Origin of the sequence: Streptomyces sp. NPDC007084 (assembly GCF_040703595.1) — a bacterium.
Classification (GTDB): Bacteria; Actinomycetota; Actinomycetes; order Streptomycetales; family Streptomycetaceae; genus Streptomyces.
The window spans coordinates 15,714-40,984 of sequence record NZ_JBEYFY010000041.1; the positions used below are offsets into that span (position 1 = coordinate 15,714).

Annotated in this window: 23 protein-coding genes; 11 read left to right on the forward strand and 12 right to left on the reverse strand. The window is 72.2% G+C overall.

Annotation, left to right across the window (positions count from 1 at the left end):
* Positions 1–273: 273 nt before the first annotated feature.
* Positions 274–936, reverse strand: coding sequence for a response regulator transcription factor (locus tag AB0912_RS26290; RefSeq protein WP_366703881.1), 663 nt, complete (start codon positions 934–936; stop codon positions 274–276).
* Complete coding sequence (locus tag AB0912_RS26295) at positions 933–2,273, reverse strand: sensor histidine kinase (protein WP_366703945.1); 1,341 nt, start codon at positions 2,271–2,273, stop codon at positions 933–935. The genes AB0912_RS26290 and AB0912_RS26295 overlap by 4 nt, the downstream gene beginning before the upstream one ends.
* 587 nt (positions 2,274–2,860) lie before the next feature.
* On the opposite strand from AB0912_RS26295, the gene AB0912_RS26300 reads away from it, so the two are divergent.
* A complete protein-coding gene (locus AB0912_RS26300; RefSeq protein WP_366703883.1) occupies positions 2,861–3,415 on the forward strand; it encodes a heme-binding protein in 555 nt (184 codons plus the stop codon).
* Positions 3,416–3,518: 103 nt separating this feature from the next.
* On the opposite strand, the gene AB0912_RS26305 is transcribed toward AB0912_RS26300, so the two are convergent.
* Positions 3,519–4,454, reverse strand: coding sequence for a GntR family transcriptional regulator (locus tag AB0912_RS26305; protein WP_366703885.1), 936 nt, complete (start codon positions 4,452–4,454; stop codon positions 3,519–3,521).
* Between the two features lie 317 nt (positions 4,455–4,771).
* On the opposite strand from AB0912_RS26305, the gene AB0912_RS26310 reads away from it, so the two are divergent.
* Positions 4,772–6,211 (forward strand): cellulose binding domain-containing protein, encoded by a 1,440-nt coding sequence (locus AB0912_RS26310; RefSeq protein ID WP_366703887.1) that lies wholly within the window; start codon positions 4,772–4,774, stop codon positions 6,209–6,211.
* A gap of 101 nt (positions 6,212–6,312) precedes the next feature.
* On the opposite strand, the gene AB0912_RS26315 is transcribed toward AB0912_RS26310, so the two are convergent.
* Together AB0912_RS26315 and AB0912_RS26320 are read right to left on the reverse strand one after the other, a co-directional pair.
* On the reverse strand, positions 6,313–6,642 hold the full coding sequence (locus AB0912_RS26315) for an antibiotic biosynthesis monooxygenase (protein ID WP_366703889.1): 330 nt from the start codon (positions 6,640–6,642) through the stop codon (positions 6,313–6,315).
* Positions 6,643–6,693: 51 nt separating this feature from the next.
* On the reverse strand, positions 6,694–6,882 hold the full coding sequence (locus AB0912_RS26320; protein ID WP_366703891.1) for a hypothetical protein: 189 nt from the start codon (positions 6,880–6,882) through the stop codon (positions 6,694–6,696).
* Between the two features lie 363 nt (positions 6,883–7,245).
* On the opposite strand from AB0912_RS26320, the gene AB0912_RS26325 reads away from it, so the two are divergent.
* A complete protein-coding gene (locus tag AB0912_RS26325; RefSeq protein ID WP_366703893.1) occupies positions 7,246–7,575 on the forward strand; it encodes a DUF3040 domain-containing protein in 330 nt (109 codons plus the stop codon).
* A gap of 57 nt (positions 7,576–7,632) precedes the next feature.
* A complete protein-coding gene (locus tag AB0912_RS26330; protein ID WP_366703895.1) occupies positions 7,633–9,111 on the forward strand; it encodes a glutamate--cysteine ligase in 1,479 nt (492 codons plus the stop codon).
* Between the two features lie 74 nt (positions 9,112–9,185).
* Here AB0912_RS26330 and gap read toward each other — a convergent pair whose 3' ends face one another.
* Positions 9,186–10,184 (reverse strand): type I glyceraldehyde-3-phosphate dehydrogenase, encoded by a 999-nt coding sequence (gap, locus tag AB0912_RS26335; RefSeq protein ID WP_366703897.1) that lies wholly within the window; start codon positions 10,182–10,184, stop codon positions 9,186–9,188.
* Positions 10,185–10,330: 146 nt separating this feature from the next.
* The gene (locus AB0912_RS26340; RefSeq protein ID WP_366703899.1) at positions 10,331–11,287 is read right to left on the reverse strand and encodes a helix-turn-helix domain-containing protein; all 957 of its coding nucleotides are present in this window, start codon (positions 11,285–11,287) and stop codon (positions 10,331–10,333) included.
* Positions 11,288–11,512: 225 nt separating this feature from the next.
* On the opposite strand from AB0912_RS26340, the gene AB0912_RS26345 reads away from it, so the two are divergent.
* Both AB0912_RS26345 and AB0912_RS26350 read left to right on the forward strand, forming a co-directional pair.
* Complete coding sequence (locus AB0912_RS26345; RefSeq protein WP_366703901.1) at positions 11,513–12,685, forward strand: amidase domain-containing protein; 1,173 nt, start codon at positions 11,513–11,515, stop codon at positions 12,683–12,685.
* Positions 12,686–12,805: 120 nt separating this feature from the next.
* Positions 12,806–13,978, forward strand: coding sequence for an epoxide hydrolase family protein (locus tag AB0912_RS26350; RefSeq protein ID WP_366703903.1), 1,173 nt, complete (start codon positions 12,806–12,808; stop codon positions 13,976–13,978).
* 57 nt (positions 13,979–14,035) lie between these two features.
* Here AB0912_RS26350 and AB0912_RS26355 read toward each other — a convergent pair whose 3' ends face one another.
* Positions 14,036–16,423 (reverse strand): excinuclease ABC subunit UvrA, encoded by a 2,388-nt coding sequence (locus AB0912_RS26355; RefSeq protein ID WP_366703905.1) that lies wholly within the window; start codon positions 16,421–16,423, stop codon positions 14,036–14,038.
* A 246-nt stretch (positions 16,424–16,669) separates the two neighbouring features.
* On the opposite strand from AB0912_RS26355, the gene nhaA reads away from it, so the two are divergent.
* A complete protein-coding gene (gene nhaA, locus AB0912_RS26360; RefSeq protein ID WP_366703947.1) occupies positions 16,670–18,571 on the forward strand; it encodes a Na+/H+ antiporter NhaA in 1,902 nt (633 codons plus the stop codon).
* Between the two features lie 65 nt (positions 18,572–18,636).
* Here nhaA and AB0912_RS26365 read toward each other — a convergent pair whose 3' ends face one another.
* Entirely contained in the window at positions 18,637–19,548 is a 912-nt protein-coding gene (locus AB0912_RS26365; RefSeq protein WP_366703907.1) for a DJ-1/PfpI family protein, read from the reverse strand.
* 10 nt (positions 19,549–19,558) lie between these two features.
* On the reverse strand, positions 19,559–20,158 hold the full coding sequence (locus AB0912_RS26370; protein ID WP_366703909.1) for an isochorismatase family protein: 600 nt from the start codon (positions 20,156–20,158) through the stop codon (positions 19,559–19,561).
* A 474-nt stretch (positions 20,159–20,632) separates the two neighbouring features.
* Here AB0912_RS26370 and AB0912_RS26375 point away from each other — a divergent pair, with 474 nt between their 5' ends.
* Positions 20,633–21,085, forward strand: coding sequence for a phospholipase (locus tag AB0912_RS26375; RefSeq protein WP_366703911.1), 453 nt, complete (start codon positions 20,633–20,635; stop codon positions 21,083–21,085).
* Positions 21,086–21,154: 69 nt separating this feature from the next.
* Here the strand turns inward: AB0912_RS26375 and AB0912_RS26380 are convergent, their stop codons facing one another.
* On the reverse strand, positions 21,155–21,889 hold the full coding sequence (locus AB0912_RS26380; protein WP_366703913.1) for an alpha/beta hydrolase: 735 nt from the start codon (positions 21,887–21,889) through the stop codon (positions 21,155–21,157).
* 94 nt (positions 21,890–21,983) lie between these two features.
* Between AB0912_RS26380 and AB0912_RS26385 the strand changes: the two genes are divergently transcribed.
* On the forward strand, positions 21,984–22,352 hold the full coding sequence (locus tag AB0912_RS26385; protein WP_366703915.1) for a helix-turn-helix domain-containing protein: 369 nt from the start codon (positions 21,984–21,986) through the stop codon (positions 22,350–22,352).
* 186 nt (positions 22,353–22,538) lie between these two features.
* Here the strand turns inward: AB0912_RS26385 and AB0912_RS26390 are convergent, their stop codons facing one another.
* Positions 22,539–23,549 carry an AraC family transcriptional regulator gene (locus AB0912_RS26390; protein WP_366703917.1) on the reverse strand — a complete coding sequence of 337 codons (1,011 nt, stop codon included), beginning with the start codon at positions 23,547–23,549 and terminating at the stop codon, positions 22,539–22,541.
* A gap of 366 nt (positions 23,550–23,915) precedes the next feature.
* Here AB0912_RS26390 and AB0912_RS26395 point away from each other — a divergent pair, with 366 nt between their 5' ends.
* Both AB0912_RS26395 and AB0912_RS26400 read left to right on the forward strand, forming a co-directional pair.
* The gene (locus tag AB0912_RS26395; protein ID WP_366703919.1) at positions 23,916–24,713 is read left to right on the forward strand and encodes an SDR family oxidoreductase; all 798 of its coding nucleotides are present in this window, start codon (positions 23,916–23,918) and stop codon (positions 24,711–24,713) included.
* 266 nt (positions 24,714–24,979) lie between these two features.
* Positions 24,980–25,123, forward strand: coding sequence for a hypothetical protein (locus AB0912_RS26400; RefSeq protein ID WP_366703921.1), 144 nt, complete (start codon positions 24,980–24,982; stop codon positions 25,121–25,123).
* Positions 25,124–25,271: the final 148 nt, after the last annotated feature.

A 25,271-nucleotide genomic window follows, 5' to 3' on the forward strand; every position in this document is an offset into this window, starting at 1 on the left:
ACGGAGAGGTCAGCAGCGAAGGGCGACCGGAATGAGCACGTCGTCGCCCTCACTCTAACGGAGGGGCCGCCTGTCAGCGCGTCGGACGAATTCCGCCGGGAACAGCGGCGATCGAAGGAACGCGAGCGCCGCCCGTTCTCCCATTCCGTGTTCCGTGCTCCGTGCTCCGCCGGGCCTCACCGGTCTTACCGGTCGCACCAGTTCCAGCGGCCGCAACGGTCTCACCGGTCGCAGCGGTCTCGCCGGTCGCGCGGGCCGGCGGAACCCGGGCTGTCACGGCAGGAGGCGTTGTTCCTTCGCGACCGACACCGCGCCCGCCCGGGTGTCGACGCCGAGCTTGTCGTAGATGCGGCCGAGGTGGGTCTTGACGGTCGCCTCGCTGATGAACAGGGCCTTGGCGATCTCGCGGTTGCCGAGCCCCTGGGCGAGCTGGGCGAGGATGTCGCGCTCGCGGTCGGTGAGGGTGGGCCGGGGGCTGCGCAGGTTGGCCATGACGCGGCCGGCGACCGGGGCGGAGAGCGCCGTGCGTCCCTGGGCGGCTGCCTGGATGGCGGAGAAGAGTTCCTCCGGGCGCTCGGCCTTCAGCAGGTAGCCGGTCGCCCCGGCCTCGATGGCGCGGGTGATGTCGGCGTCGGTGTCGTACGTCGTCAGCACCAGGACGTGCGGGCCGCCGCCGGGGGCGGTGGTGAGCCGGCGGGTGGTCTCCACGCCGTCGATGCCGTCGCCGAGCTGGAGGTCCATGAGGACGACGTCGGGGGCGAGTTTGGCGCTGAGGGCAAGCGCCTCCTCGCCCGTACCGGCCTCCGCGACGACCTCGATGTCCGGTGCGCTGTCGAGCAGGGCGAGCAGTCCGGCCCGTACGACGGCGTGGTCGTCGCACACCAGGATGCGGACCGGGTCGCGGGAGGCGTCGGGCGCGTCGGGCACGGCTGTCATCGGGAGGACTCCAGGGGGATCGCTGCGGACAGGACCGTACCTTCTCCGGGCGCGGACTCGATGGTGAGGGTGCCGCCGAGCTGACGCGCCCGGGCGCGCATCGCGGGGACGCCGTGGCCCCGCACTCCGGACGCCGGACCCGGCTCCCCGGGGTCGAAGCCGTGGCCGTCGTCGGTGACGTCGAGGACGACCTGATCGTCCAGCAGGGTGAGCGTGAGCGTGGCCGTCCGCGCCCCGGAGTGCTCCCGTACGTTGGCCAGGGCGCCCTGCGCGATCCGCAGCAGGGCGGAACGGACCCGCTCAGGCAGGTGCGGGACGCGCCCGGCGTCGTCCACCTGGACGCGGACCGTCAGGCGCTCGCCGGACTCCCGCTCGGCGAGCGCGCGCAGCGCCCGGTCGAGTCCGGCGCCGCGGGCCAGGTCGGCGGGGCCGAGGTCGTGCACGAAGCGGCGGGCCTCGTCGAGGTTGTGCTCGGTGACGGCTTCGGCGGTACGCACGTGGGCGCGGGCCTTGCCGGGGTCGGATTCCCAGACGCGGTCGGCGGCCTGGAGCAGCATCTGCTGGCTCGACAGCCCCTGGGCGAGCGTGTCGTGGATCTCCATGGACAGCCGCTGGCGCTCCGCGAGGGTGCCCTCGCGGCGCTCGGAGGCCGCCAGGTCGCGACGGGTGCGGACCAGGTCGTCGATCAGGGCGCGCTGGCGTGCGGTCTGCCGTTCCATCTGGAGGAAGACGGCGGTGGCGACGGCGGCGACGGCGGGCGGGGCGAGCAGCAGGTTCGGGTCGAATCCGCCGGCGAGGCGGAACTGGGCGGCGACGACGAACGCCGTCAGCACGACGACCAGGACCAGCGCCGCCCGCGTCGGCAGCATGCGCAGGCCCGTGTAGAAGAGCGGCACCGCGCACCAGGCGAAGCTGGGGGCGAGCAGGACGAGGACCACCCACACGACGAGGACGGCCGCCGCCTGGCCGAGTTCCGGGGCGGGGACGACGTGGCCGGGGCCCGGGGCGGGCGCGGTCTGACCGAGTGCGGGGATCGGCACCGTCTGGCCGGGTCCCGGGGCGGGGGCGGCGTGGCCGAGTTCTGGGGCGGGGGCAGCGTGGCCGAATGCGAGGGCGGGGGCAGGGGCGGGCGGTGGGAGACCGGCGGCGCGGTCCTTCCCGGCCCCCTTCCGCGCACGTGCCGTGTGGCGGCGGACGGCTCCCATGGAGGGGACGGCGTAGAGGACGGCCAGGACGACGGAGAGCGCGATGATCCACGGGGTGCGGGCCTCGCCGGGGTGACGCAGCAGGAAGCGCGCGAGGGCGCCGCCCAGCAGGAGGAAGAACGCCACGTGCATCACGATGCCGAGCAGGCGGGCGTCGGCGGCGTACCGGGGGTCCGTACGCTCGTCGGCTCCGGCGTACGGGGGTGTCCGCGCGCCGTCGCCCGGGGCCGCGCTCGTGTCCACGCCGGCCGGTGTACGTGCCGTGCCCGAGCCGTCGCTCGGAGCCGCGCCCGTGTCCACGCCGGCCGGTGTACGTGCCGTGCCCGAGCCGTCGTTCCCGGCGAGGTGCGTGCCGGCGTCGTCACCCCGCCGCGTGCCCGGCCCCGCGCCCGCCCCTGCGTCGCCCGCCGCACGATCACCGCCCGTCCCGCCCGTCCGGTCCTCGCCGGGCCCCTGGTCGTGGGGACGGTCCGTTCCCGTGTCCATGCCGTCCACCGCCGTCCACCTCCCTCGCCACTCCCTGCGTGCCCCGGCCTGCCCGAACCTTTCCATGGTGACCCGTCCGGGCGGGCCCGGGGTCATCCGATCGGCTGACCCCGGTGTGGGCCGGTCGGCCGCGCGCGGCGAGCCGGAACGCCGACGGAGACGGGCCTCTCACGGCACCAGGCTGGAGAGCGAAGAAGCGAACCGCCCTCCCAGACAGACCTGGAGTCGACCTCATGAAGAAGCTCTCCCGCCGTGCCCGTATCGCCACCGGCGGTGCCGTGCTCGCCGCCGTCGCCGCCGGCACCCTCGGCACGGTCTCCGCGAACGCCTCGGCGCCCGCCGCCCCCGGGGCCGCCCCCGTGGCGAGCGTGAAGGGCGGCGGCACCGTCACCTCCACCCACCTGTCGGTCGACGCCGCCGCCAAGGCCGCGCAGGCCGCGCTGGACGCCGCCGAGAAGGAGAACCAGAAGGTCAGCGTCGCCGTGGTCGACCGCAACGGCAACACGCTCGTCACCCTGCGGGGCGACGGCGCGGGCCCGCAGTCGTACGAGTCCGCCGAGCGCAAGGCGTTCACGGCCGTCTCCTGGAACGCCCCGACCTCGGAGCTGGCCAAGCGGCTGGCGCAGACCCCGAACCTGAAGGACATCCCCGGCACACTGTTCCTCGCCGGCGGCGCGCCCGTGGACGTCAAGGGCGCCCCGGTCGCGGCGGTCGGGGTCGCCGGGGCTCCCTCCGGTGACCTGGACGAGAAGTTCGCCGCGGCGGGTGTGGCGGCGCTGGGCCACTGAGCCGGGGCGCCCCGCGTCAGGTCCGGGATGGTCCCGCCTCAGGCCGCGGACGGTCCCGAGGCAGATCCCGGACGGTCCCGAGGCAGATCGCGGAGGTCCCACGTCAGGTGGCGGGCCGGCCGTCCGCTCGACCCTCCACCCGGCGGCCCAGCCGGTCGTCCACCCTGCCCTCCACCCGGTCGTCGGCGCGGCCGAAGAGGTCGCCCGCCACCACCCCGCGGGTGGAGAACGTGACGGGCTCGCCCGCCGGGAAGTCGCCCGGCGGGATGCCCGGATGGTGCCCCTCCCCCGGTGACGCGTGCCCGGAGCGAGGGCCGAGCGCCAGACGGGAGACGATGCGGTAGCGGTCGCCCCGGTAGATCGAGTGGACGTACTCCACGGGCCGGCCCCCGGCGTCCGAGGTGAGGCGCTCGAAGAGGAGGGCCGGGGAGAGTTCCGGCACGTCGAGCAGGCCGGCCTCGGCGCGGCTCACCACGGTCGGCTCGATCGACTGGACCGCCTCGCTGACCTGTATGCCGTGCCGTTCGCCGAGATGCTCGTACAGGTCGCCGTTCTCCAGTTCGTCACTGGTCAGGTCGGGCACCAGGTCGGCCGGGACGTGCAGGTACTCGATGGCCATCGGCGAGCCGTCGACCAGCCGGAGCCGCGCGACATAGCGGATGGTGGCCGCGGGCGAGATGCGCAGCCGGCGGCCGACCCGGGCTCCCGCGGACAGCGTGGTGAACTCCAGGAGCCTGCTGGTCCAGGTGCCCGCGGCCTGCGGCAGGCTGAAGGTCCGCCGGTCCGGCACCAGTTCCTGGGTGATCTTCTCGGCCGCCACGAACATGCCCCGGCCGTGTTCCCGCACCAGCAGCCCCGCGATCACGAGTTGATCGACGGCGGCCCGCAACGTGGGCCGGGAGACGCCGAGTTCGGCACACAGGACGCGCTCGGAGGGGATGGCGTCGCCGGGGCGGCGCTCCTCGATGAGTTCGAGGATCGTGTCGCGGACTTTCTCGCGTTTGAGCACCGCGCGGGAGGCGGCGGGGTCGATCTCCATACGGGGCCCTCGTTCGTCGTGGGTTCCGGCCAACTGGTATGGCCCCCGACCATAACTGGTCTACTGGTCAAGGGTGCCACCCAAGATCCCGGCACGGGAACCTCTCGCTCCGTTCGACCGCCATCATCCCCGTGCACACCAAGTCCCCCTTGATTCCGGGGGGTTGACGACCGCAATGGTCTATGCCACCTTCAGGCAACGTCAACTGGTAAGCCCCGATGGGTCAACTGGTCAAGCGAGTCACGCAGTTCTCCGCGCCGCGTTCCTGTGCACCCCCACTCTCCCGCGCCGAACGGGAGCCCCCGAAAGGAACCCCCATGAGAAACCGTCCGCCGACCGGCCGTCGCCGTCTGGCACTCGCGCTGTCCGCCCTTCTCGGCGGCAGTGCCCTCGTCGCCCTCCCGATGACCGCGAGCGCCGCCGGCGGCGGTGTGGCCGTCCAGTACCGCACCAGCGCGAGCGGCGCCACCGCCGATCAGAGCGAGCCGTGGTTCAAGGTACGCAACACCGGCTCGGCGTCCGTGCAGTTGAGCCAGGTGAAGATCCGCTACTACTTCAAGGCCGACTCGGCGAGCGCCGCGTACCGGTTCGCGTGTTCATGGGCGGTCAAGGGCTGCGCGAACATCACGGGCACGTTCGGCACCCTGGCCCACCCGACCGCGACCGCCGACCGCTATCTGGAGATCGGCTTCACCTCGACGGCCGGCACGCTGGCGCCCGGGACCGACACCGGCGACATGCAGCTGCGGTTCTACCAGGCCAACTGGCAGACGCTGAACCAGGCGGACGACTACTCCTTCAGCGGTGCGCAGACCTCCTACGCGGACTGGACCAAGGTCACCGCGCAGCTCGCCGGTGCCACCGTCTGGGGAACCGCTCCGGCCGGCAACGACCCCACGGACCCGACCGACCCCACCGATCCGACGGACCCGACCGACCCGCCCGGCGGCGGCCAGACCCTCTTCGACGACTTCAGCTACGCGTCGTACACCGACCCGGCGATCTCCGCGCACGGCTGGAACGTCCGCTCCAACTCCGGTGGTCCCGGTGTCCCCGGCGCGAACTGGGACCCCTCGAAGGTCACCTTCCCGACCGTGTCCGGCAACAAGGTGATGAACCTGGAGACGTCGACGGCGGGGACCGCCGAGTCGACCAAGCAGACCGAAGTCGTCTCCAAGAGCACCAAGTTCAAGAACGGCACCTACGCGGCACGCGTGAAGTTCGCCGACGCCCCCAAGTCGGGCCCCGACGGGGACCACCTGGTGCAGACGTTCTTCACCATCAACGACCTCAAGGCCCCGATGGCCGACGACTACTCCGAGTACGACTTCGAGTACCTGCCCAACGGCGGCTGGGGCGAGTCGGGCAACATCCTCTACACGACGTCCTGGGAGACGTACAACCCCGACCCCTGGCAGGCGGTCAACCAGCACACCGAGGCGCGCCAGAGCTACGCGGGCTGGCACGACCTGGTGCTCACGATCGACAACAGCAGCATCAAGTACTACATCGACGGTCAGCTCTTCGGCACCCACGACGCCCAGTACCTGCCCGAGCGGCCCATGTCGATCAACTTCAACCAGTGGCTGATCGACCTCGCCGGACAGACGTCGACGACCGCGCGCGCCTACGACGAGCAGGTCGACTACGTGCTGCACGTCAAGGACCAGGTCCTGACGCCGGCCCAGGTGTCCGCGAAGGTGGCCGCGTACCGCACCGCCGGAACCGCGTTCGTGGACGAGGTCCCGGCCACCTGACCCGTCCGCCGCAGACGCCCCATGAAGGCCAACCGCCGCATTCCGTGCGGCGGTTGGCCTTTTCCTTGCGCGCGCCCGCGTCCCGCGTGACGGGAAGGCGGTTACGGCTTGGCGGGCGCGGCCTGCTGGACGACCTCGAAGGACCACAGGGTGGAGCCGCTCGCGGCGGGCCGGGGGCGCTCGCCACCGGGGGCTGCCCCGCCCTGGTGGGCGGCCTTCATCGGGCCTTCCATCCAGGCCTGGAAGGACTCCTCGTCACGCCAGCGGGTGTAGACGAGATAGCTGTCGGTGCCTTCGAGGGGCCGCAGCAGTTCGAACCACTCGAACCCGTCGGAGCCCTCGACCGCGTGGGCCCGCGAGGCGAAGCGCTTCTCCAGCGTCTCCCGCTGCTCGGCGGGGACGGTCAGTACGTTGATCTTGACTACGCTCATGCCCCCATCCTGCCGCACGGCCTCCGGGCCGCCACGGAAGGGCCCGCGCGCTCATCGCGGGCGCGTGAGGGGACCTCCCGAAGCGCCGCGCCGGGCGGCCAGGTTGAGGTTGTTGTAGACGCGCCTGAGGTGCTTGGCGACGGCGCACGGCGCCTGGTCCGCGGCGCACTGACGGCAGGCGGCGAGGTGTCCCTCGTACGACATGCGCGCCTGTTCGAGGGAGTCGTTGGGGGTCTGCATCCGAAGCTCCTGAGGCGGGGGCATGCGCCGGTCTCGGCCGGCGCACGGAGGGGGGAGGAAGAAGGGCGTCCCGGAAGACGGACAGCCCGTTTGGTTGCCCTGGGCGCCCACCCCGCATTTTGATCTTGTTACTTCAGGTAGGGCAAGCCACGGACGGCCACAGGTCCGGACCTTTACAGCACAGCTCCGTCCGTTGCGCACCTTCGCCCACCGATGGCCCGGTTTACGCCGGTCGTGTGACGATAGCGACAAGGGCGTGGTCGTTGCCTCGGCCGGAGGCCGCACCGCGCTCGGGGCCGGACGTGAGGGTCCGGCATCCCGAGAGCCCGCTGTGGACGAGGAATCCTCAGGAGGTGGGTCGCCGTGGACGAGAGGGACCACAGGGACGGCGTCCGGCTGTCTCCGCTCGAACGCGCCGCCCTCGCGGAGATCGAGGAAGGCCTGCGCCACGACCACGTCGATCCGGAGCCGCCGCCCGCCCCCGCCCGGCGGCCGTGGCTGGCGGTCTCGGTCGTGCTGATGGTGCTCTGCTCGGTGTTTCTCGCCGTCGTCGGCTTCCGCACCTCCGAACCCGCGATCCTCTGGTGCTTCGCCGTGCTGTGGCCGCTCACCGTCATCCAGTCCGTCCGGCTCGTACGCCGCTGGATGCGCCACTGGCTGAGGCCTGGCGGCCGTATCACCTCGTGGTTCTGAGGAACCGGTGCGACGCTGGACGGGAGAGGTGTCCGTGGGGCGACCCAGGGAGGGCCGATGGGACGTGATGTTCCGGCACAGGTCTTCACCCGCGAGGACCGCCGCCGGTACCGGATCAAGATGCAGGAGTGCCTCGACGCCTTCGCGCAGATGCTCCGCGACGCGCGGTTCGACGCCGAGCGGCCCCAGGTGGGTCTGGAGATGGAGCTGAACCTGACCGACGGCGCGGCCGATCCGGCCATGCGGAACGCCGACGTGCTCGACGCCATCGCCGATCCCGCCTGGGACACCGAGCTGGGCCGGTTCAACCTGGAGATCAACATCCCGCCGCGCCGGCTGACCGCGGGCGGTCCCGACGCCTGGGAGGAGGAGATCCGCGCCGCGCTCAACCACGCGGAGCAGCGCGCGCGGAGCGTCGGCGTCCACCTGATCATGATCGGGATCCTGCCCACCCTGCGCGAGTCGGACGTCGGCCCCGGCGCCCTGTCGGAGAACGCCCGCTACCACCTGATCAACGAGCAGGTCTTCGCGGCACGCGGCGAGGACCTGCTCATCGAGGTGGACGGCGTCGAGCGGCTGCGCACCTACGCGGACACCATCACGCCGGAGGCCGCCTGCACCAGCACGCAGTTCCATCTCCAGGTGTCGCCCGAGGAGTTCGCCGGCTACTGGAACGCGGCGCAGGCGATCGCCGGGGTGCAGGTCGCCCTCGCGGCCAACTCGCCGTTCCTGTTCGGCAGGGAGCTGGCGCACGAGACGCGTATCCCGCTCTTCGAGCAGGCGACGGACACCCGCCCGCAGGAGATCAAGGCGCAGGGCGTACGGCCCCGGGTGTGGTTCGGGGAGCGGTGGATCACCAGCGTCTTCGACCTGTTCGAGGAGAACCTGCGCTACTTCCCGGCCCTGCTCCCCCTGTGCGAGGACCAGGACCCCGCCCGCACCCTCGCCAGCGGCGGCATACCGGAACTGGCCGAACTCACCCTGCACAACGGCACGATCTACCGGTGGAACCGTCCGGTCTACGCCGTCGCCGGCGGCCGGCCGCACCTGCGGGTGGAGAACCGCGTGCTGCCGGCGGGTCCGACCGTCGCCGACACCCTCGCCAACGGCGCCTTCTACTACGGGCTCACCCGGGCCCTCGTGGACGAGGACCGCCCGGTATGGTCGCGGATGTCCTTCTCCGCAGCCGAGGACAATCTGCGCGCCGCCGCCCGGCACGGCATCGACGCCCGCCTGTACTGGCCGGGCACGGGCGAGGTGCCGGTGCCCGAACTCGTGCTGCGCAGACTGCTGCCGCTGGCCCACCAGGGCCTGGAGCGGTCGGGCATGGACGCGGCCTGGCGGGAGCCGCTGCTCGGCGTCATCGAGCAGCGGTGCGTCACCGCGCGCAACGGGGCGGTCTGGCAGAAGGAGACGCTGCACCGCCTCGAGGCCTCCGGCCGGTACGACCGGCACGAGGCTCTGCGGCTCATGACGCGGCAGTACATCGACTACATGCATCTCAACGCGCCGGTGCACACCTGGCCGGTGGACTGACGAGGGCCCCCGTCCACCCGGAGGTGGAGGGGGGCCCGGTGAGGCGGCTCGCGGCGCCGCGCCTCCCCGCGCGCTCAGCCCGCGGCGAGAAGCTGGAGTGTGTCGATCACCCGGTTGGAGAAGCCCCACTCGTTGTCGTACCAGGCGACCACCTTGATGTGCCGGCCGTCGACGCGGGTGAGCGCCGAGTCGAAGATCGAGGAGGCCGGGTTGCCGGTGATGTCGGAGGAGACGAGGGCGTCCTGCGAGTACTCCAGGACACCGGCGAGCGGGCCCTCGGCCGCCGCGCGGTAGGCCGCCAGGACGTCGTCGCGGGTCACGTCACGGGCCACGGTCGTGTTCAGCTCGACGATCGAGCCGACCGGGACCGGCACGCGGATCGAGTCGCCGGACAGCTTGCCCTCCAGGTTGGGCAGCACCAGGCCGATCGCCTTGGCGGCGCCGGTCGTCGTCGGCACGATGTTGACGCCGGCGGCACGGGCGCGGCGGGCGTCGCGGTGCGGGCCGTCCTGGAGGTTCTGCTCCTGGGTATAGGCGTGCACCGTGGTCATGAAGCCGTGCTCGATACCGGCGAGGTCGTCCAGGACGGCGGCCAGCGGCGCGAGCGCGTTGGTGGTGCACGACGCGTTCGAGACGATCGTGTGCGCGGCCGGGTCGTAGGCGTCGTTGTTCACGCCGAACGCGAGCGTGACGTCGGCGCCGTCGGAGGGCGCGCTGACGAGCACCTTGCGGGCGCCCGCGTCGAGGTGGGCGCGGGCCGCCGTGGCCGAGGTGAAGCGGCCGGTCGCCTCCAGGACGACGTCGACGCCGAGTTCGGCCCAGGGAAGCCGGGCGGGCTCGCGCTCGGCGAGCACCTTGATACGCCGGCCGTCGACCACGAGGGTGTCGCCATCGACGGTCACCGGACGGCCGAGCCGGCCGGACGTCGAGTCGAAGGCGAGGAGGCGGGCGAGCGCGGCGGGCTCGGTGAGGTCGTTGACGGCGACGACCTCCAGCTTGGTGTCGCGTTCGAGCAGCGCGCGCAGCACGTTGCGTCCGATGCGGCCGAATCCGTTGATGGCGATGCGAGTCATGGGTGGTGTCCCTCCGGTCCCTGCGGGTTCCCTCCCAGGTTCGCTCGCGCGCCGCGGCCCGGACAGCGGCGGGAACGCCATGGTCCGCAAGGATCGCGCCAGCGCCGCGCCGGGCTCGCGCCGCGGGTGAACGGGCGGGGCGCGTTCTATTCACCCTGGGTGAAGGTGCGGCGATATTCGCTCGGGCTGGTGCCGAGGATGTGCTGGAAGTGCAGCCGCAGATTGGCGCCCGTGCCGAGTCCGACGCCCGCGGCGATCTGCTCGACGCTCCACTGCGAGCGCTCCAGCAGTTCGCGGGCCATGTCGATACGGGCCCGCATGACCCACTGCATGGGGGTGTAGCCGGTGTCCTCGGCGAAGCGGCGCGAGAAGGTGCGCGGGGAGACGGCCGCGTGTTCGGCGAGCATGTCGAGGGAGAGCGGTTCGCCGAGCCGGTGCAGCGCCCACTCGCGGGTGGCGGCGAACCGTTCGCCCAGCGGTTCGGGCACGCTGCGCGGCACGTACTGGGCCTGGCCGCCGCTGCGGTAGGGGGCGGCGACCAGGCGCCGGGCGGCGTGGTTCGAGGCGGCCACCCCGAGGTCGCCGCGCAGGATGTGCAGGCAGAGGTCGATGCCGGAGGCGGCGCCCGCCGACGTCAGCACGCTGCCCTCGTCGATGAACAGGACGTTCTCGTCCACGTGGACGAGCGGGTGTTTCGCCGCGAGGGCCCGGGTGTAGTGCCAGTGGGTGGTGGCGCGCTTGCCGTCGAGGAGTCCCGTCGCGGCGAGCGCGAAGGCACCGGTCGAGATGGCGGCCAGCCGGGCGCCGCGTTCGTGGGCGGCGATCAGCTCGCCGACGACGGCCGGCGGCGGGTCCTCGCGGTCGGGGGACCGGTAGCCGGGGACGAAGACGATGTCGGCCCAGGTGAGCGCGTCCAGACCGTGGGCGACGTGGTAGGAGAGACCGTCGCCGCCGGTCACGAGTCCGGGTTCGGCGCCGCACACCCGTACCTCGTAGGGCATGCTCGCACGGGTGGTGAACACCTGGGCGGCGATTCCGACATCGAGCGGTTTCGCCCCTTCGAGGACGAGGACGGCGACGCGGTGCAGACGGCTTGCGGACACGTCGCGAAGCGTACGTGGCGCGCGCTCGCCGGCCGGCCGGCCGGGCCGGGGACGGGTCCGGCCCGTACCCGCGCGGCCGTCGCCGCCGGGGCTCGGGGACCCAACGGCGTCGGGAGGGCCGCCTATTACAGCTCCATCACGTCGGCAACCCCCTTCACGGGAGCCACACACGCCGTGCGAGGATGCGGCCTCCGGTATCGAATACCGGCGTAGAGGGGAACACCATTGAAATCAAGGAAACTGAGCCGTAAGCGGCGACGCGCCACCATAGTCACGGCGGCGGCCGCATCGGTCGTCGCCGGCGCCGCGCTGCTGCCCAACTGGTCCGCGGGAGCGGCGGATGTGGCCGCCGACCCCAAGGTGGACGCCGCCACGAAGGCCACCTTCCAGCGGCTGGCGGACGCGGTCTTCACCGACCGCACCGACGCCCTGGTGGACAACGGGAAGAGCAAGCGGCACACCTCGCGCTTCTCCGGCGGTGTGCGGCTGTCCTCCACCCAGTCCCGCACCGAGAAGTCCGCGCTGTCGCAGCTCCAGGGCCGCAAGGACCGTCTGGCGAAGCTGGGCGAGAAGTACCGCGCGGGTGACACGAGCGTCTCGCTGGACAGCACGAAGGTGAAGGGCCGTCACGCCACCGTCACCGTCACCGAGACGACGACGCTCACCTACGACAAGACGCGGGGCACCGAGCCGAAGACGACGGGCTTCCAGGCGCACCACGAGCTGACCTTCAAGGCGGACCGCAAGGGCGACTGGCAGTTGACCGGTGTCCGGGACACCGACGACGGTGTCGCGGTCAACCAGGTCGCCACCACCCCGCTCGTGGCCGCTCCGAAGACCGCCGACGACGGTCCGCCGAGCGCCGCCCGTTCGGCGATCACGCCGAACCCGGCCGCGAAGCCGAAGAACCTCAAGGCCTCGGGTTACGACTACAAGGCCATGGTCGCGTACGCGGCCAAGTACTGGAAGAGCTACAACCCGGCGTACCCGGACTTCAACGGGGAGGGCGCGGGCGGAGACTGCACCAACTTCGTCAGCCAGTCCCTGAAGGCCGGCGGCTGGAAGCACGTTCCCGGCTACACGAACGACTTCCACAACTGGTTCGGTACCGCGGACATCCAGTCGGACTCGTTCATCGGTGTCAACGAGTTCTCGTGGTTCGCGCTGTCCTCGAAGCGTGTCACCAGCCTCGCCAACGTCTACCAGCTGGACATCGGCGACGTGCTCCAGATGGACTTCAACAAGGACGGGTCCAAGGACCACAGCATGATCGTCACGTACCGCAGCCCGCAGGGTGTGCCGTACCTGTCGTACCACTCCACCAACACCTACAACAGGTCGGTGGCGAGCATCATCGCGTCGTACCCGAACGCCGCGTACTACGCCTACCGCACCTGACGGTCGGCGGATCGGGGCGGGAGACGGCCATGTGCCGGGCTCCCGCCCCTTTCGCGTACCCGGGGCAGGAGCCGGGCGCGTCCGAGCCCAAAGCGAGGGGGGCTCCGTAGGATGCGCCTCATGGCCGATGTCGCTTCCCGCCCCGAGCCGTTCACCTTGCGGACGGCACCCGCCGCACTCGACGACCTTCGCGCGCGGCTGCGCGGAACCCGGTGGCCGGACGCGCCCGAGGACGCCGGGTGGGCCTACGGGACGGACCTCGGCTACCTCCGCGAGCTGGTCGCCTACTGGGCGGACGGCTTCGACTGGCCGGCCCAGGAGGCGGCCCTCGCCAGGCTCCCCCACTTCCGGGCCCCGGTCGGCGGCCTCGGAATCCACTTCGTGCACGCGCGGGCCGTCGCACCGGCCGGTCCGGTGCTGCCGCTGGTCCTCACCCATGGCTGGCCGGACTCGTTCTGGCGGTACACGAAGGTGATTCCGCTCCTGACCGATCCCGGCGCCCACGGAGCCGATCCGGCCGACGCGTTCGACGTGGTCGTGCCGGACATCCCGGGCTTCGGTTACTCCGACCGTCCCGCCGGCGCCCCGCTCGACTCCATCGCCGTCGCCGGTCTGTGGGCCGAGTTGATGTCCGTCCTCGGCTACGGGCGTTTCGGCGCGGCCGGTGGTGACCTCGGCAGCCATGTGAGCCGCTATCTCGCGCTCGACCACCCCGACCGGGTGGTGGCCGTCCACCGCATGGACGGGGGCCTGCCGGTGTTCGGCGGCGACCCCGCCGACCTGACGCCCGAGGAACGCGCCTGGATGGAGGAGGCGGCGGCCTGGGGCCGGTCCGAGGGCGCGTACGCGGCCATCCAGCGCACCAAGCCGCAGACCGCGGCCGTCGGGCTCAACGACTCGCCGGCCGGGCTCGCCGCCTGGATCGTGGAGAAGCTCCGGGCGTGGAGCGACTGCGGCGGTGACGTCGAGCGGTGCTTCACGAAGGACGAGATCCTGACGAACGTCACGCTGTACTGGCTGACGGAGACGATCGGTTCGTCGACGCGCATGTACCGCGCGAACGCCGCAATCCCACCCGCCCAGCTCGCCCGCCGCGTCGAGGTGCCGTCCGGCTTCTCGGTCTTCGCAGGCGACATGGTCCGCCCGCCGCGCGCCTGGCTCGAACGCACCACCCACCTCACCCGCGCCACGGAACCGCCCCGCGGCGGCCACTTCGCCCCCTTCGAGCAGCCGGAGCTGTACGCGCGGGAACTCCGGGAGTTCTTCCGCCCCTACCGGGACGCGGTCGCCTGACGAGAGCCCGGCCCGCGGACCCGGCGGCGAACGGCCGGGCCCGCGGGCGCGCTTCGGTCAGCCTCCGACGTATGCCGCGAGGTGCTCGCCGGTGAGAGTTGAGCGGGCGGCGACGAGGTCGGCCGGGGTGCCCTCGAAGACGAGCCGGCCGCCGTCGTGGCCGGCTCCCGGACCGAGGTCGATGATCCAGTCGGCGTGCGCCATCACGGCCTGGTGGTGCTCGACCACGATGACCGACTTGCCGGAGTCCACGAGCCGGTCGAGCAGCGCGAGCAACTGCTCGACGTCCGCGAGGTGCAGTCCCGTGGTCGGCTCGTCCAGGACGTAGACGCCGCCTTTGTCGGCCATGTGCGTGGCCAGCTTGAGGCGCTGCCGCTCGCCGCCCGAGAGGGTGGTGAGCGGCTGGCCGAGGGTGAGGTAGCCGAGCCCGACGTCGGAGAGCCGGGAGAGGACGCGCCGCGCGGCGGGGGTGGCCGCCTCCCCCGCGGCGAAGAACTCCTCGGCCTCGTCCACGGACATGGCGAGCACCTCGCTGATGTCCCGCCCGCCGAGGCGGTATTCGAGCACCGAGGCCTGGTACCGCTTGCCCTCGCAGTCCTCGCAGGGGCTGGCGACACCGGCCATCATCGCCAGGTCGGTGTAGATGACGCCGGCGCCGTTGCAAGTGGGGCAGGCGCCCTCGGAGTTGGCGCTGAACAGGGCCGGCTTCACACCGTTGACCTTGGCGAACGCCTTGCGGATCGGATCGAGCAGGCCGGTGTACGTCGCCGGATTGCTGCGCCGTGAGCCGCGGATCGGGCTCTGGTCGACGGAGACGACGTCCTCGCCGGCCGGGATCGATCCGTGCACGAGCGAACTCTTGCCGGAGCCTGCCACGCCCGTGACGACGACGAGCATCCCGAGCGGGATGTCCACGTCGACGTCGCGCAGGTTGTTCGCCGTCGCGCCGCGGATCTCCAGGGTGCCGGTGGGCTTCCGCGGGGTCTTTTTGAGCGAGGCCCGGTCGTCGAAGTGGCGGCCGGTGACGGTGTCGGCGGTGCGCAGTCCGGCGACGGTGCCCTCGAAGCAGACGGAGCCGCCGGCCGTACCGGCGCCGGGGCCGAGGTCCACCACGTGGTCGGCGATCGCGATGGTCTCGGGCTTGTGCTCCACGACGAGGACCGTGTTGCCCTTGTCCCGCAGGCGCAGCAGCAGTTCGTTCATGCGCTGGATGTCGTGCGGGTGCAGGCCGGCGGTGGGCTCGTCGAAGACGTAGGTGACGTCGGTGAGGGAGGAGCCGAGGTGGCGGATCATCTTGACGCGCTGTGCCTCACCGCCGGAGAGCGTGCCGGCCGGCCGGTCGAGGGCGAGATAGCCGAGGCCGATCTCGACGAACGAGTCGAGGGTCTGCTGGAGCGCGGTGAGCAGCGGCGCCACCGACGGTTCGCCGAGACCCCGGACCCAGTCGGCGAGGTCGCTGATCTGCATGGCGCAGGCGTCGGCGATGCTGATCCGCTTGATCTTCGAGGCCCGGGCGCCCTCACTGAGCCGGGTGCCGTCGCACTCGGGGCAGGTGGTGAAGGCGACCGCGCGGTCCACGAAGGCCCGGATGTGCGGCTGCATCGCCTCCTTGTCCTTGGAGAGCATCGACTTCTGTACCCGGGGGACGAGCCCTTCGTACGTCATGTTGATGCCGGCGATCTTCATCCGGACCGGCTCGTGGTGCAGGAAGTCGTGCAGTTCCCTCTTGGTGTACTCGCGGATCGGCTTGCCGGGGTCGACGAAGCCGGACTCCTTGTAGAGGCGCATGTTCCAGCCGTCCGACCCGTAGCCGGGGATGGTGATCGCGCCCTCGTCGAGGGACTTGGTGTCGTCGTAGAGCTGGGCGAGGTCGATGTCGGAGACGGTGCCGCGGCCCTCGCAGCGCGGGCACATGCCGCCGGTGCGGTTGAAGGTGGCCTTGACCGCCTTCTTGTTGCCGCGTTCGACGGTGATGGCGCCGCTCGCGCGGACCGAGGGGACGTTGAAGGCGTACGCGCTCGGCGGTCCGATGTGCGGTTTGCCGAGCCGGCTGAAGAGGATGCGCAGCATCGCGTTGGCGTCGGTGGCGGTGCCGACCGTGGAGCGCGGGTCGGAGCCCATCCGCTGCTGGTCCACGATGATCGCGGTGGTGAGCCCTTCGAGGACGTCGACCTCGGGCCGGGCGAGCGTCGGCATGAAGCCCTGGACGAAGGCGCTGTAGGTCTCGTTGATGAGGCGTTGCGACTCGGCGGCGATGGTGTTGAACACCAACGAGCTCTTGCCCGAGCCGGAGACTCCGGTGAAGACCGTCAGCCGGCGCTTCGGGATCTCGATGCTGACGTCCTTGAGGTTGTTCTCCCGCGCGCCCAGCACGCGGATCAGATCGTGGCTGTCGGCACCGTGCGGCGCAGACGGCTGCGCGTCCGTCCTCGTGGCCTTGCTCATCATCTCTCCATCTCTCGGGCGGGGCCGCCTGTGCGGTCCCGTCCACGTCGCCGGGCTCGATCCAACCAGCTTCGCCCGGAAAGCCGGGCCGTGTTTCCGTCGGCCGCCGCCGACGGGTCGCGGCCGGCGTCCTCGGTCCGTCACCCTGACGGAGCGGACACGGCGGATGTGACGGCGTCCGGGGACGTCCTCTCCGGGTGGCGGCGTGTGGACCGGTGGGTCCGGGGCGAGAATCGGTGGGTGACCATGCCATCCGAGTCGTCGTCCCTGTCGGGCCAGAGTCTGTGCGGCACCGAGCCCCGCAGTCCGCTGCACGCCTTTTTGCGGACGGAGACCGGCAGCGCCGCCGTACTGCTCGCCGCCACGCTGGCCGCGCTGGCGTGGGCCAACATCGGCCCCGGCTCGTACGAGTCCTTCTGGGGCACCGAACTGTCCGTACGGATCGGGTCGGGCGGAGTCTCGCTGGGCCTGCGGGAGTGGGTCAACAGCGGTCTGATGACGCTGTTCTTCTTCGTCGTCGGGCTGGAGGCGCGCCGCGAGTTCGATCTCGGTGAGCTGCGGGAGCGGCGCCGGGTGGCGCTGCCGGTGCTGGCGGGCGTGAGCGGGATGATCGTGCCGGTGGCGATCTATCTCGCCGTCACCGCGGGCCACGGTTCGGACGCGCACGGCTGGGGTGCGGCCATGTCCACGGACACCGCCTTCGCCCTGGGCATGCTCGCCGTCTTCGGGTCGCGGCTGCCCGGCAATCTGCGGGTCTTCATGCTCAACATCGCCGTGGTGGACGACTTCGTGGCGCTCGCCGTCATCGTCGTCGCCTACAGCGAGTCCATCGCGCTGCCCGCCCTGCTGACGGCCGTCGGCCTCTTCGCGGTCGTCCTGCTGCTGCGCCGCACCATCGGCCGGCGCGTCCCGGCCCTGTACGGGGTGCTGGGCGCGGCGATCTGGGTGGCGCTGCTGAAGTCGGGCGTCGACCCGGTGGTGACGGGCCTCGCGATGGGTCTGCTGACGTACGCGTACACGGCGGACCGGGGCGATCTGGAGCACGCCAGCCGTCTCTTCCGGCGCTTCCGGGAGCAGCCCACCCCGGAGCTGGAACGCACCGTGCGCCGCGGGCTCGCCTCGACGCTGTCCCCGAACGAGCGGCTCCAGCAGATGTTCCACCCCTGGACGAGCTATGTCATCGTGCCGCTCTTCGCGCTCGCCAACGCCGGCATCGCCCTCGGCGGCGGACAGCTCGCCGACGCCTTCACCTCCCCCGTCACCCTCGGCATCCTCTTCGGCTACGTGATCGGCAAGCCGGCCGGCATCATCGGCGCGACCTGGCTCACCACGCGGGCGAGCCGGGGCCGTCTGCGACCGCCCGTGGGCTGGGGCGCCATCACGGCGGGCGGCACGCTGGCCGGTGTCGGCTTCACCGTGGCCCTGCTGATCGCGTCGCTGGCCTTCGACGGCGACCGGCTGGAGCAGGCGAAGATCGGCATCCTGGCCGCCGTGGTGTGTTCGTTCCTGGTCACCTGGCTCGTCACCCTGCTGATCGGCGCCCTGAACGCGCGTTCGCGTGCCCGCGCCCTGCTCGGCACGGGTGAGGCCATCGTCGACCTCAGCGAGCCCGTCGACGTGGCACGCGACCATGTGCGCGGCCGGCTGGACGCCCCGGTGACGCTGGTCGAGTACGGCGACTTCGAGTGCCCGTACTGCGGGCTCGCCGAGCCCGTGGTGCGCGAGCTGCTCGCCGACTTCGGTGACGTCCGCTATGTGTGGCGGCACCTTCCGCTCACCGACGTGCACCCGGGCGCCCAGCTCGCCGCGGAGGCCTCCGAGGCGGCGGACCATCAGGGCCGCTACTGGGAGATGCACGACCTCCTCATGGCCCACCAGGGCGCCCTGAGCCCCAAGGACCTGCTCCGCTACGCCGACGAGATCGGCCTCGACGGCGACCGGTTCCGCGCCGACCTGCGCGCCCGCGCGGGCGCGCCCCGGGTCGCCAGGGACGTCGAGTCCGCCGACCTGAGCGGCGTCTCCGGCACCCCGACGTTCTTCGTCAACGGCCGCCGCCACTACGGCGCCTACGACATCGCCTCGCTGACGGCGGCGGTACGGGCGGCACGACAGCGGGCGTCGCTGTCGGGGGCGGGCCGGGACACCTGAGGCCGGCTCACCCGTGCCCGTACGGTGTCGGACTCGGTCGTAGGCGTCCGTACGGCGTCGGTGTCTCAGCCGGTGCGGGCCCGCAGGCGGCGGAGCATGCGGGCGTCCTCGAAGCCGACCGCGCGGGCGGCGGCGTCGACGGTGAGGCCGTGGCCGATGAGGTGCTCGGCGCGCTCCAGACGCAGTGCCTGCTGGTAGCGCAGCGGGGTGAGGCCGCCGGTGGCGCGGGTGAAGAGGCGGGTGAGGGTGCGCTCGCTCACGCCGACGGCGGCGGCCAGGTCCGGCAGCGGGAGCGTCTGGTCGAAGCGGGCGTCGACCAGGTCCTGGGCGCGGTGCACGGTGTCGTCGAGGTGGGAGCGGTAGCGGAGCATGGCGCTGGCCTGCGGTTCGTGTCCGTTGCGCCGTGAGTAGACCACCATGTCCCGGGCCACCTGGGCGGCGACGGCGGGGCCGTGCCGGGTGGCGACGAGGTGCAGCGCGAGGTCGATGCCGCTGGCGATGCCGGCCGAGGTGACCACCCGGTCGTCGGCGGTGTAGAGCACGTCGCGGACGACCACCGCCCGAGGGTAGCGGCGGGCGAATGCCTCCTGGACGTCGTGGTGGGTGGTGCAGCGGCGGCCGTCGAGGAGCCCGGCGCGGCCGAGCGCGTCGGCTCCGGCGCAGACGCTCGCGACGGTGCCGCCGCCGGCGTGGTGCTCGCGCAGGACGCGCAGGGTCGTCTCGCCGATGGCGGGACCGTCGGCGAGGTCGACCGCCCGCCAGCCGGGGACCACGATCAGGTCTTCGGGGCCAAGCTCGGGCCAGTCGAGCCGGGCCACCAGGGGCAGCCCCTGGGCGGTCGGCACCTGCGGCTGCTCGGCGACGTAGTGGAGGGTGTACGGGTGCCCGAAGTCGGCGGCCGTGGAGAAGGCCTGCGCGGGTCCCGCGAGGTCCAGGAGATGGACTCCGGGCACCAGGAAGAAGACGATGCGGCTCACGATCCGGTCATCATGCCCGAGAAGTGGCCGCGGCTTCCAGCTCGTCGACGGTGGCGATGGTCGCGAAGCGGCCGGCGAGCGTGTACTCGGTGCGCCGGATGACTTCGTCGGCGCTCAGGGTGCGCGGGTCGGCCAGCAGGTCGGCCACGGACTGGTCGGCGGGTGCGTCGCGGTGCGCGATGGGGTTCGTGGCCGTGGCGTCGGTGACGAAGGTGACGTCGTAGCCGAGGTCGCCGGCGACGCGGGTGGTGGTCTCGACGCACTGCTCGGTGCGGATGCCGCAGACGAGGAGTTCGCGGATGCCGCGCTCGGTGAGCAGTTGCTGGAGATTGGTGGTGGTGAAGGCGTTGTGCGAGGTCTTCTGGATCAGCGGCTCGCCCTCCTCCCGGTGGAGTTCCTCCAGGAGCCGGACGTGGCCGAGGGCGGGGTCGAACACGCCGCCGCTGCCGGGCTCGGAGTGCAGCACCCACACGACGGTGTCGCCGGCCCGCCGGGCGAGCCGGACGAGTCGGTCCACCTGGTGGGCGATCTTCGGGTTGGAGATGGTCTCCCACAGCGGGCGGGCGCGGAAGGATTCCTGGACGTCGATGACGACGAGTGCTCGGGTCATGTCCCCACTCTGGCCGCCGAGGGCGGGGCGGGGACAGGCCGCATCGGGTCCGGGTGCGGACCGATCCGGTCAGGGACGGCGTCCTGGCCGCCGGAGGTCGAGGCGCCGAGCGTACGTCCGCCCGCCCTCGCCGCGTATGTCCTGCCCGCCCTCGCCGCGTAGGCCCCGCCCGCCCCCGGCACATGCGGCTCACCGCCCCCGCCGCGTACGTCCCGCCCGGCTCCGGCACATGCGCGGTTCACCGACCCCACCGAGTGCGGCCCGGCCCGCCACGTACGGCCCAACCCCGCCGCATACGGCCGACTCCGACACGTATGACCCGGCTCCACCCCCTCCTCCAGCCCGCCACACCTTCCAACTACCGCAAGTTAATTGATTGTTGAGCTACAGAGGCTATGCAAGGAGGATCAAGGTGCCGATCATCTTGTCATGAACCTGCCGCCCGACCGGGCGGCAGCCTCATGGAGGTGTGGGATGCACCGTAGACTCGCCACCGGACTTGCCGCCTCGGTCATGGCCGTGGTCACCATCACCGCGACCGCCGGCACGGCCACCGCCGCTCCTGCCGACAAGCCCCAGATCCTGTCCAGTTGGACCCAGACCAGCGCGTCGAGCTACAACCTCTGGGTCGCCGCGCGCTCCAACCAGGCCGCCTGGTCGGCGTATTCGTTCGACTGGTCCACCGACTACTGCTCCTCCTCGCCGGACAACCCCTTCGGTTTCCCCTTCGCCACCTCCTGCGCCCGCCATGACTTCGGCTACCGCAACTACAAGGCGGCCGGCACCTTCACCGCCAACAAGCCCCGCCTCGACAGCGCCCTCTACGAGGACCTCAAGCGGGTGTGCGAGGCCTACAGCGGCGCCACGAAGACCACCTGCACCAGCACGGCCTGGACCTATTACCAGGCGGTCAAGGCCCTCGGCTAAGCGCGGGACGTCACACTCCGCGCCCGGTGAGGCGTCACACCGCGTTCGCCGCTCCCCCGGCTCGGCGCGTCAGATCCCTTCGAGCAGCAGCGCGCCGAGTTCGCCGGGATCGGTGATCATGCAGTCGTGTCCGCTCTTCAGCTCATGGACCCGGGAGGGCTGCCCGTTGGGCTGAAGTTCCGGGACGGGCCGTCGGGTCACTCCCTCGGGTTCCCTGCCGACACAGCGGATGTGGACCCGGGGGATGAGGGCCTGCGCGGGGTTGTCCATCTCGACCCGCTGCCGGAAGCAGAGCACGGACTCGTCGGTGAGGGTGGCCCTGAGCCAGGCGATGTCGTCGGGGTCGGTGACGCCGAACAGGCCCTGGGGCGCGGGGAATTCGGGCAACGGCGGAATACGCCAGGGCTGGTCCGTGGCGGCGGCAGCGTCGATCATGGCCTGTGTGATCGGCATGACGTCGATGGCGTTCTCCCCGTGCGTCGGCACCATCGCGTCCAAGTACACCAGGCGCCGGACGCGCTCCGGGATCCGGTTCGCCACCCCGGAGACGACCATCCCCGCGTAGCTGTGGCCGACGAGGACGACGTCGGTCAGGTCCTCGCCGAGGACGAGGCCGACGACGTCCTCGATGTGGGTGGTCAGCCCGACCTCGGGGCCGAGCAGGTGGGCCTTGTCGCCGTGGCCGGTGAGCGAGGGGGTGAGGACGCGGTGGCCCTCGGCGGTGAGCAGTGCGGCGACGCGCTCCCAGCAGCGTCCGTCGTGCCAGGCGCCGTGGACGAGGACGTACGTGTTCCGGGTGGTCATGGCTGGTTCCTCGGGGTCGGTGTACCGGCAGGTGGGGCCCTGCGTGTCTCCGACGGTAGGCAGCCGACAGGAACCAAAAGGTACCCTTCGGCTCATGAGCCTCCGCCCCGGCACCGTCTTCCTCGCGGACTGTCCCGCCCGGCTGGCCATCGAGGTCATCTCCAGCAAATGGGCCGTGGTCACGCTCTTCGCGCTGAGCAAGGGCCCGTTGCGCCACGGCGAGCTGGCCGAACTGATCGGCGGGGTCTCCCGCAAGGTACTGACGCAGACCTTGCGGCGGCTCCAGAAGAGCGGGCTGGTCGAACGGCGGGTGTACGCGGAGGCGCCACCCCGGGTCGAGTACAGCCTGACCGAACTCGGGAACACCCTGAGGGAGCCGATCGGCGTCCTGAGCGAATGGGCGAGGGCGAACGGCGAGTCGATCGTCGCCTTCCACGAGGCGACCGAGGCCGAGGACGTCTGAAGCGCCTCCGGCGGATCTCGCGACCGTCCCATGACCGGTTCCTTGTGCCGGTCGCGCCGTGGGCACCGGACGACCTGCGTGATTGCGACCTGCGTGATTACGACCTGGGTGATCTCGTGACGGACGGCGCGATCGGCGCCGGCCCGCCGCTCGGCGAGCGCGACTGCCGCGGTGTGCCGCGGGTGCCTACGTGCCCGGCCCGGAGGCGGCGGGCGACTCCGTGGACCCCGGTTCCGGAGTCCCCAACCCCGGCCTGCCCGGTTCCGGCGTGCCCGGTTCCGAAGTCCGCAGCCACAGGCGGGTGTTCGCGGCGTCCGCGGCCGGTGGGCGGCCGTAGACGTGCCGGTAGTCGCGCGAGAAGTGCGAGGCGCTGCGGTAGCCGACGGCGGAGGCGGCCTGCGCCGCGGCCTCGCCGAGGACGACCATCCGGTGCCGCGCCTCGCCGAGCCGCAGCCGCTTGAGGTACTGCATGGGCGTCATCGTCGTCGCGTCCTTGAACCGCCGGAAGAGCGTGGGCTCACTGCACCGGACCGCCGCCGCCAGCGCCTTGACCGTCCACGGCTCGGCCATACGGCCGGTCATCAGGCTCACCGCGCGCGGCACTACGGCGTCGCTGTCCGCGACCATGGCGAGGACGCGCGGCGCCTGGTCGGTCTGGAGCAGCCGGACCACGACCTCCCGGCAGGCCAGCGGGCCGAGCACGGCGATCTGCTCGGGCTCGTCGAGCAGCGCGACCAGCCGCGCGAACGCGTCGGCGAGCGGGACCGTCCAGCCGCCGAGCCGCTTCCCGGGCGCGGCCCGCCGTCCCCCGCCGCCCGGCACCGTCATCGCGGCGGCGACCTCCGCGATGACGATCGGTGAGAGTTCCCAGCGCGCGGACAGGAAGCCGCGCGGCTCCTCGGCCTCGACCACGGCCGTCACGACCGGCAGATCGACGGGCGTGATCAGGAAGCCGTCCCGCCCCCACACCCTGTCGTCGTCGCCGACGATGGAACGCTTGCGGCCGGCCGCCACGACCGACAGCGACGGGGTGTACCGCTGGTACGCCAGGCCGGTCGGCGCGGTGACCCGGCTGAGGCGGAGCCCGAGGCGCGCGGCGAGCGCCCGGTCGCCCGCCCGGCGCAGGATCACGTCGGCCACCCGGTCGAGCCGGTCGGCGATCACCGCGTTGGTCACGTCGTCGGTCACGTCGTCCACACGTCACATCCAACCCGATGCCGGGGTCCGGGCCGCACGGCGGGAGCGGAGGCGGGGAGCCTGTGTCGGGCGCCCGGGGCCGAGTGCCGTCCCGCGAACCGGTTTCGTACGGTCCGGACCCGTTGCGCCGGAGCGCGAGCCGCAAGCGGACCCGCATCCGAATCCGATCCGATCCGATCCGCATCCGAATCCGACCCGACCCGCGTCCGATCCGTATCCGACCCGCGTCCGCTTCCGCATCCGCATCCGCATCCGCCTCCGCCTCCGCCTCCGCACGCGTACCGTCCCGGCGGCGAGTCGTCATCAGGCAAGACACTGATCGTTCCAGGCAATACGCCCGCGCCTGCGCCGGGCCACGATCGACGTATGCGAACGAACGAAGAGATCCTGTCCAGCCTTACCGCCGACGGCGCCCTCGGGGGCCGCACCGCACTGGTCACCGGCTCGTCCGGCGGCATCGGCGAGGCCGTCGTGCGCGTGCTGGCGGCGTCCGGCGCCGAGACGGTGGTCAGCGGCCGGGACCGGGACCGTACGCGGGCCGTCGCCGACGCGATCCTGGCGGCGGGCGGGCGCGCCCACGCCCTCACCGCGGACCTGGGCGCCGCGCCGGCCGCCGTACGCGCCTTCGCGGAGCAGGCCGAGGAGGCGCTCGGCGGAAGGGTCGACATCCTCGTCAACAACGCGGGCGTCTATCCGGGCGGCGCCACCGCCACCGTCACCGACGACGAGATGCAGGCCCTGTGGGCCACCAACATCCGCGCCCCGCACGTCCTGGTCGCCGCCCTCGCCCCGCGCATGGCCGCCCGCGGCAGCGGCGCCGTGATCAACATCGGCTCCTGGATGGCGCGGGTCGGCGTCCCGTACAAGGCCCTGTACCCGGCGACCAAGGCCGCCGTCGAACAGCTCACACGCGCCTGGGCCGCCGAGTACGGTCCGCACGGCGTCCGCGTCAACACCGTGGCCCCAGGCGCCACGGCCACCCTCGGCACCGCCAGGAGCGCGGGCGTGCTCGCGGAGATGACCAAGGCCACCCCCGCCGGCGCACCCGTACGTCCCGTCGACATCGCCTACGCCGTCCGCTACCTCGTCTCCGACGAGGCCGCCTTCGTCCACGGCGCGACCCTCGACGTCGACGGCGGCCTGTCCGCGGCGCGGCTGCGCTGACCGCCTTTTCGGCAAGACCGGATCTTGTTCCCGGCGTCGCGGCCTCCCGGCCCTCCCGTGGGCGAGCCGGGTGGCTCCGGGGCCCCAATACGGGGGCTCCGGGGCCCGCGGGGGGCGGCGCCAGCTCTGGCGGCGCCCTGGGGACCGCCCGGGACTATCGACCCGCCAGCCCGCCAGCCCGCCAGCCCGCCGGCCCGCCGAGTCGGCCGAGTAGGCGGGCCGGCCGAACAGGACCGCCACGGGTACCCGTGCGACAAAATGAACGTGTGCCAGTCGCGGGAGTGGCCAGCACCCTCATCCTGATCGGCGGCCTGTCGGTCGCGCCCGTGCTCCATCCGCGTTCCCGCGCGCGGCTCCGGCGTCTGGAGCAGGAGCGGCTGGCCGCGAGCTGGGAATCCCTCCGGAGCTGACCCGCACGGGTCACCGCGCCGGCCCGCCAGTCCCCTCCTGCCGGCTCACCCGCCTCTCCGCTCCGTACATGCCAAGAAGGGCCTCTGGAGTGGGCAGGGACGGGGTCAGGGCGCAGCATGGAAGGGCCGGGGTTCGTGCCGACGTGTG

Excerpts from the sequence above, each read along its gene's own strand:
- AB0912_RS26290 (WP_366703881.1), bottom strand. The coding sequence starts at position 936 with ATGACAGCCGTGCCCGACGCGCCCGACGCCTCCCGCGACCCGGTCCGC.
- AB0912_RS26295 (WP_366703945.1), bottom strand. The coding sequence starts at position 2,273 with ATGCACGTGGCGTTCTTCCTCCTGCTGGGCGGCGCCCTCGCGCGCTTC.
- AB0912_RS26300 (WP_366703883.1), top strand. The coding sequence starts at position 2,861 with ATGAAGAAGCTCTCCCGCCGTGCCCGTATCGCCACCGGCGGTGCCGTG.
- AB0912_RS26305 (WP_366703885.1), bottom strand. The coding sequence starts at position 4,454 with ATGGAGATCGACCCCGCCGCCTCCCGCGCGGTGCTCAAACGCGAGAAA.
- AB0912_RS26310 (WP_366703887.1), top strand. The coding sequence starts at position 4,772 with ATGAGAAACCGTCCGCCGACCGGCCGTCGCCGTCTGGCACTCGCGCTG.
- AB0912_RS26315 (WP_366703889.1), bottom strand. The coding sequence starts at position 6,642 with ATGAGCGTAGTCAAGATCAACGTACTGACCGTCCCCGCCGAGCAGCGG.
- AB0912_RS26320 (WP_366703891.1), bottom strand. The coding sequence starts at position 6,882 with ATGCAGACCCCCAACGACTCCCTCGAACAGGCGCGCATGTCGTACGAG.
- AB0912_RS26330 (WP_366703895.1), top strand. The coding sequence starts at position 7,633 with ATGGGACGTGATGTTCCGGCACAGGTCTTCACCCGCGAGGACCGCCGC.
- gap (WP_366703897.1), bottom strand. The coding sequence starts at position 10,184 with ATGACTCGCATCGCCATCAACGGATTCGGCCGCATCGGACGCAACGTG.
- AB0912_RS26350 (WP_366703903.1), top strand. The coding sequence starts at position 12,806 with ATGGCCGATGTCGCTTCCCGCCCCGAGCCGTTCACCTTGCGGACGGCA.
- AB0912_RS26355 (WP_366703905.1), bottom strand. The coding sequence starts at position 16,423 with ATGAGCAAGGCCACGAGGACGGACGCGCAGCCGTCTGCGCCGCACGGT.
- nhaA (WP_366703947.1), top strand. The coding sequence starts at position 16,670 with ATGCCATCCGAGTCGTCGTCCCTGTCGGGCCAGAGTCTGTGCGGCACC.
- AB0912_RS26370 (WP_366703909.1), bottom strand. The coding sequence starts at position 20,158 with ATGACCCGAGCACTCGTCGTCATCGACGTCCAGGAATCCTTCCGCGCC.
- AB0912_RS26375 (WP_366703911.1), top strand. The coding sequence starts at position 20,633 with ATGCACCGTAGACTCGCCACCGGACTTGCCGCCTCGGTCATGGCCGTG.
- AB0912_RS26380 (WP_366703913.1), bottom strand. The coding sequence starts at position 21,889 with ATGACCACCCGGAACACGTACGTCCTCGTCCACGGCGCCTGGCACGAC.
- AB0912_RS26385 (WP_366703915.1), top strand. The coding sequence starts at position 21,984 with ATGAGCCTCCGCCCCGGCACCGTCTTCCTCGCGGACTGTCCCGCCCGG.
- AB0912_RS26395 (WP_366703919.1), top strand. The coding sequence starts at position 23,916 with ATGCGAACGAACGAAGAGATCCTGTCCAGCCTTACCGCCGACGGCGCC.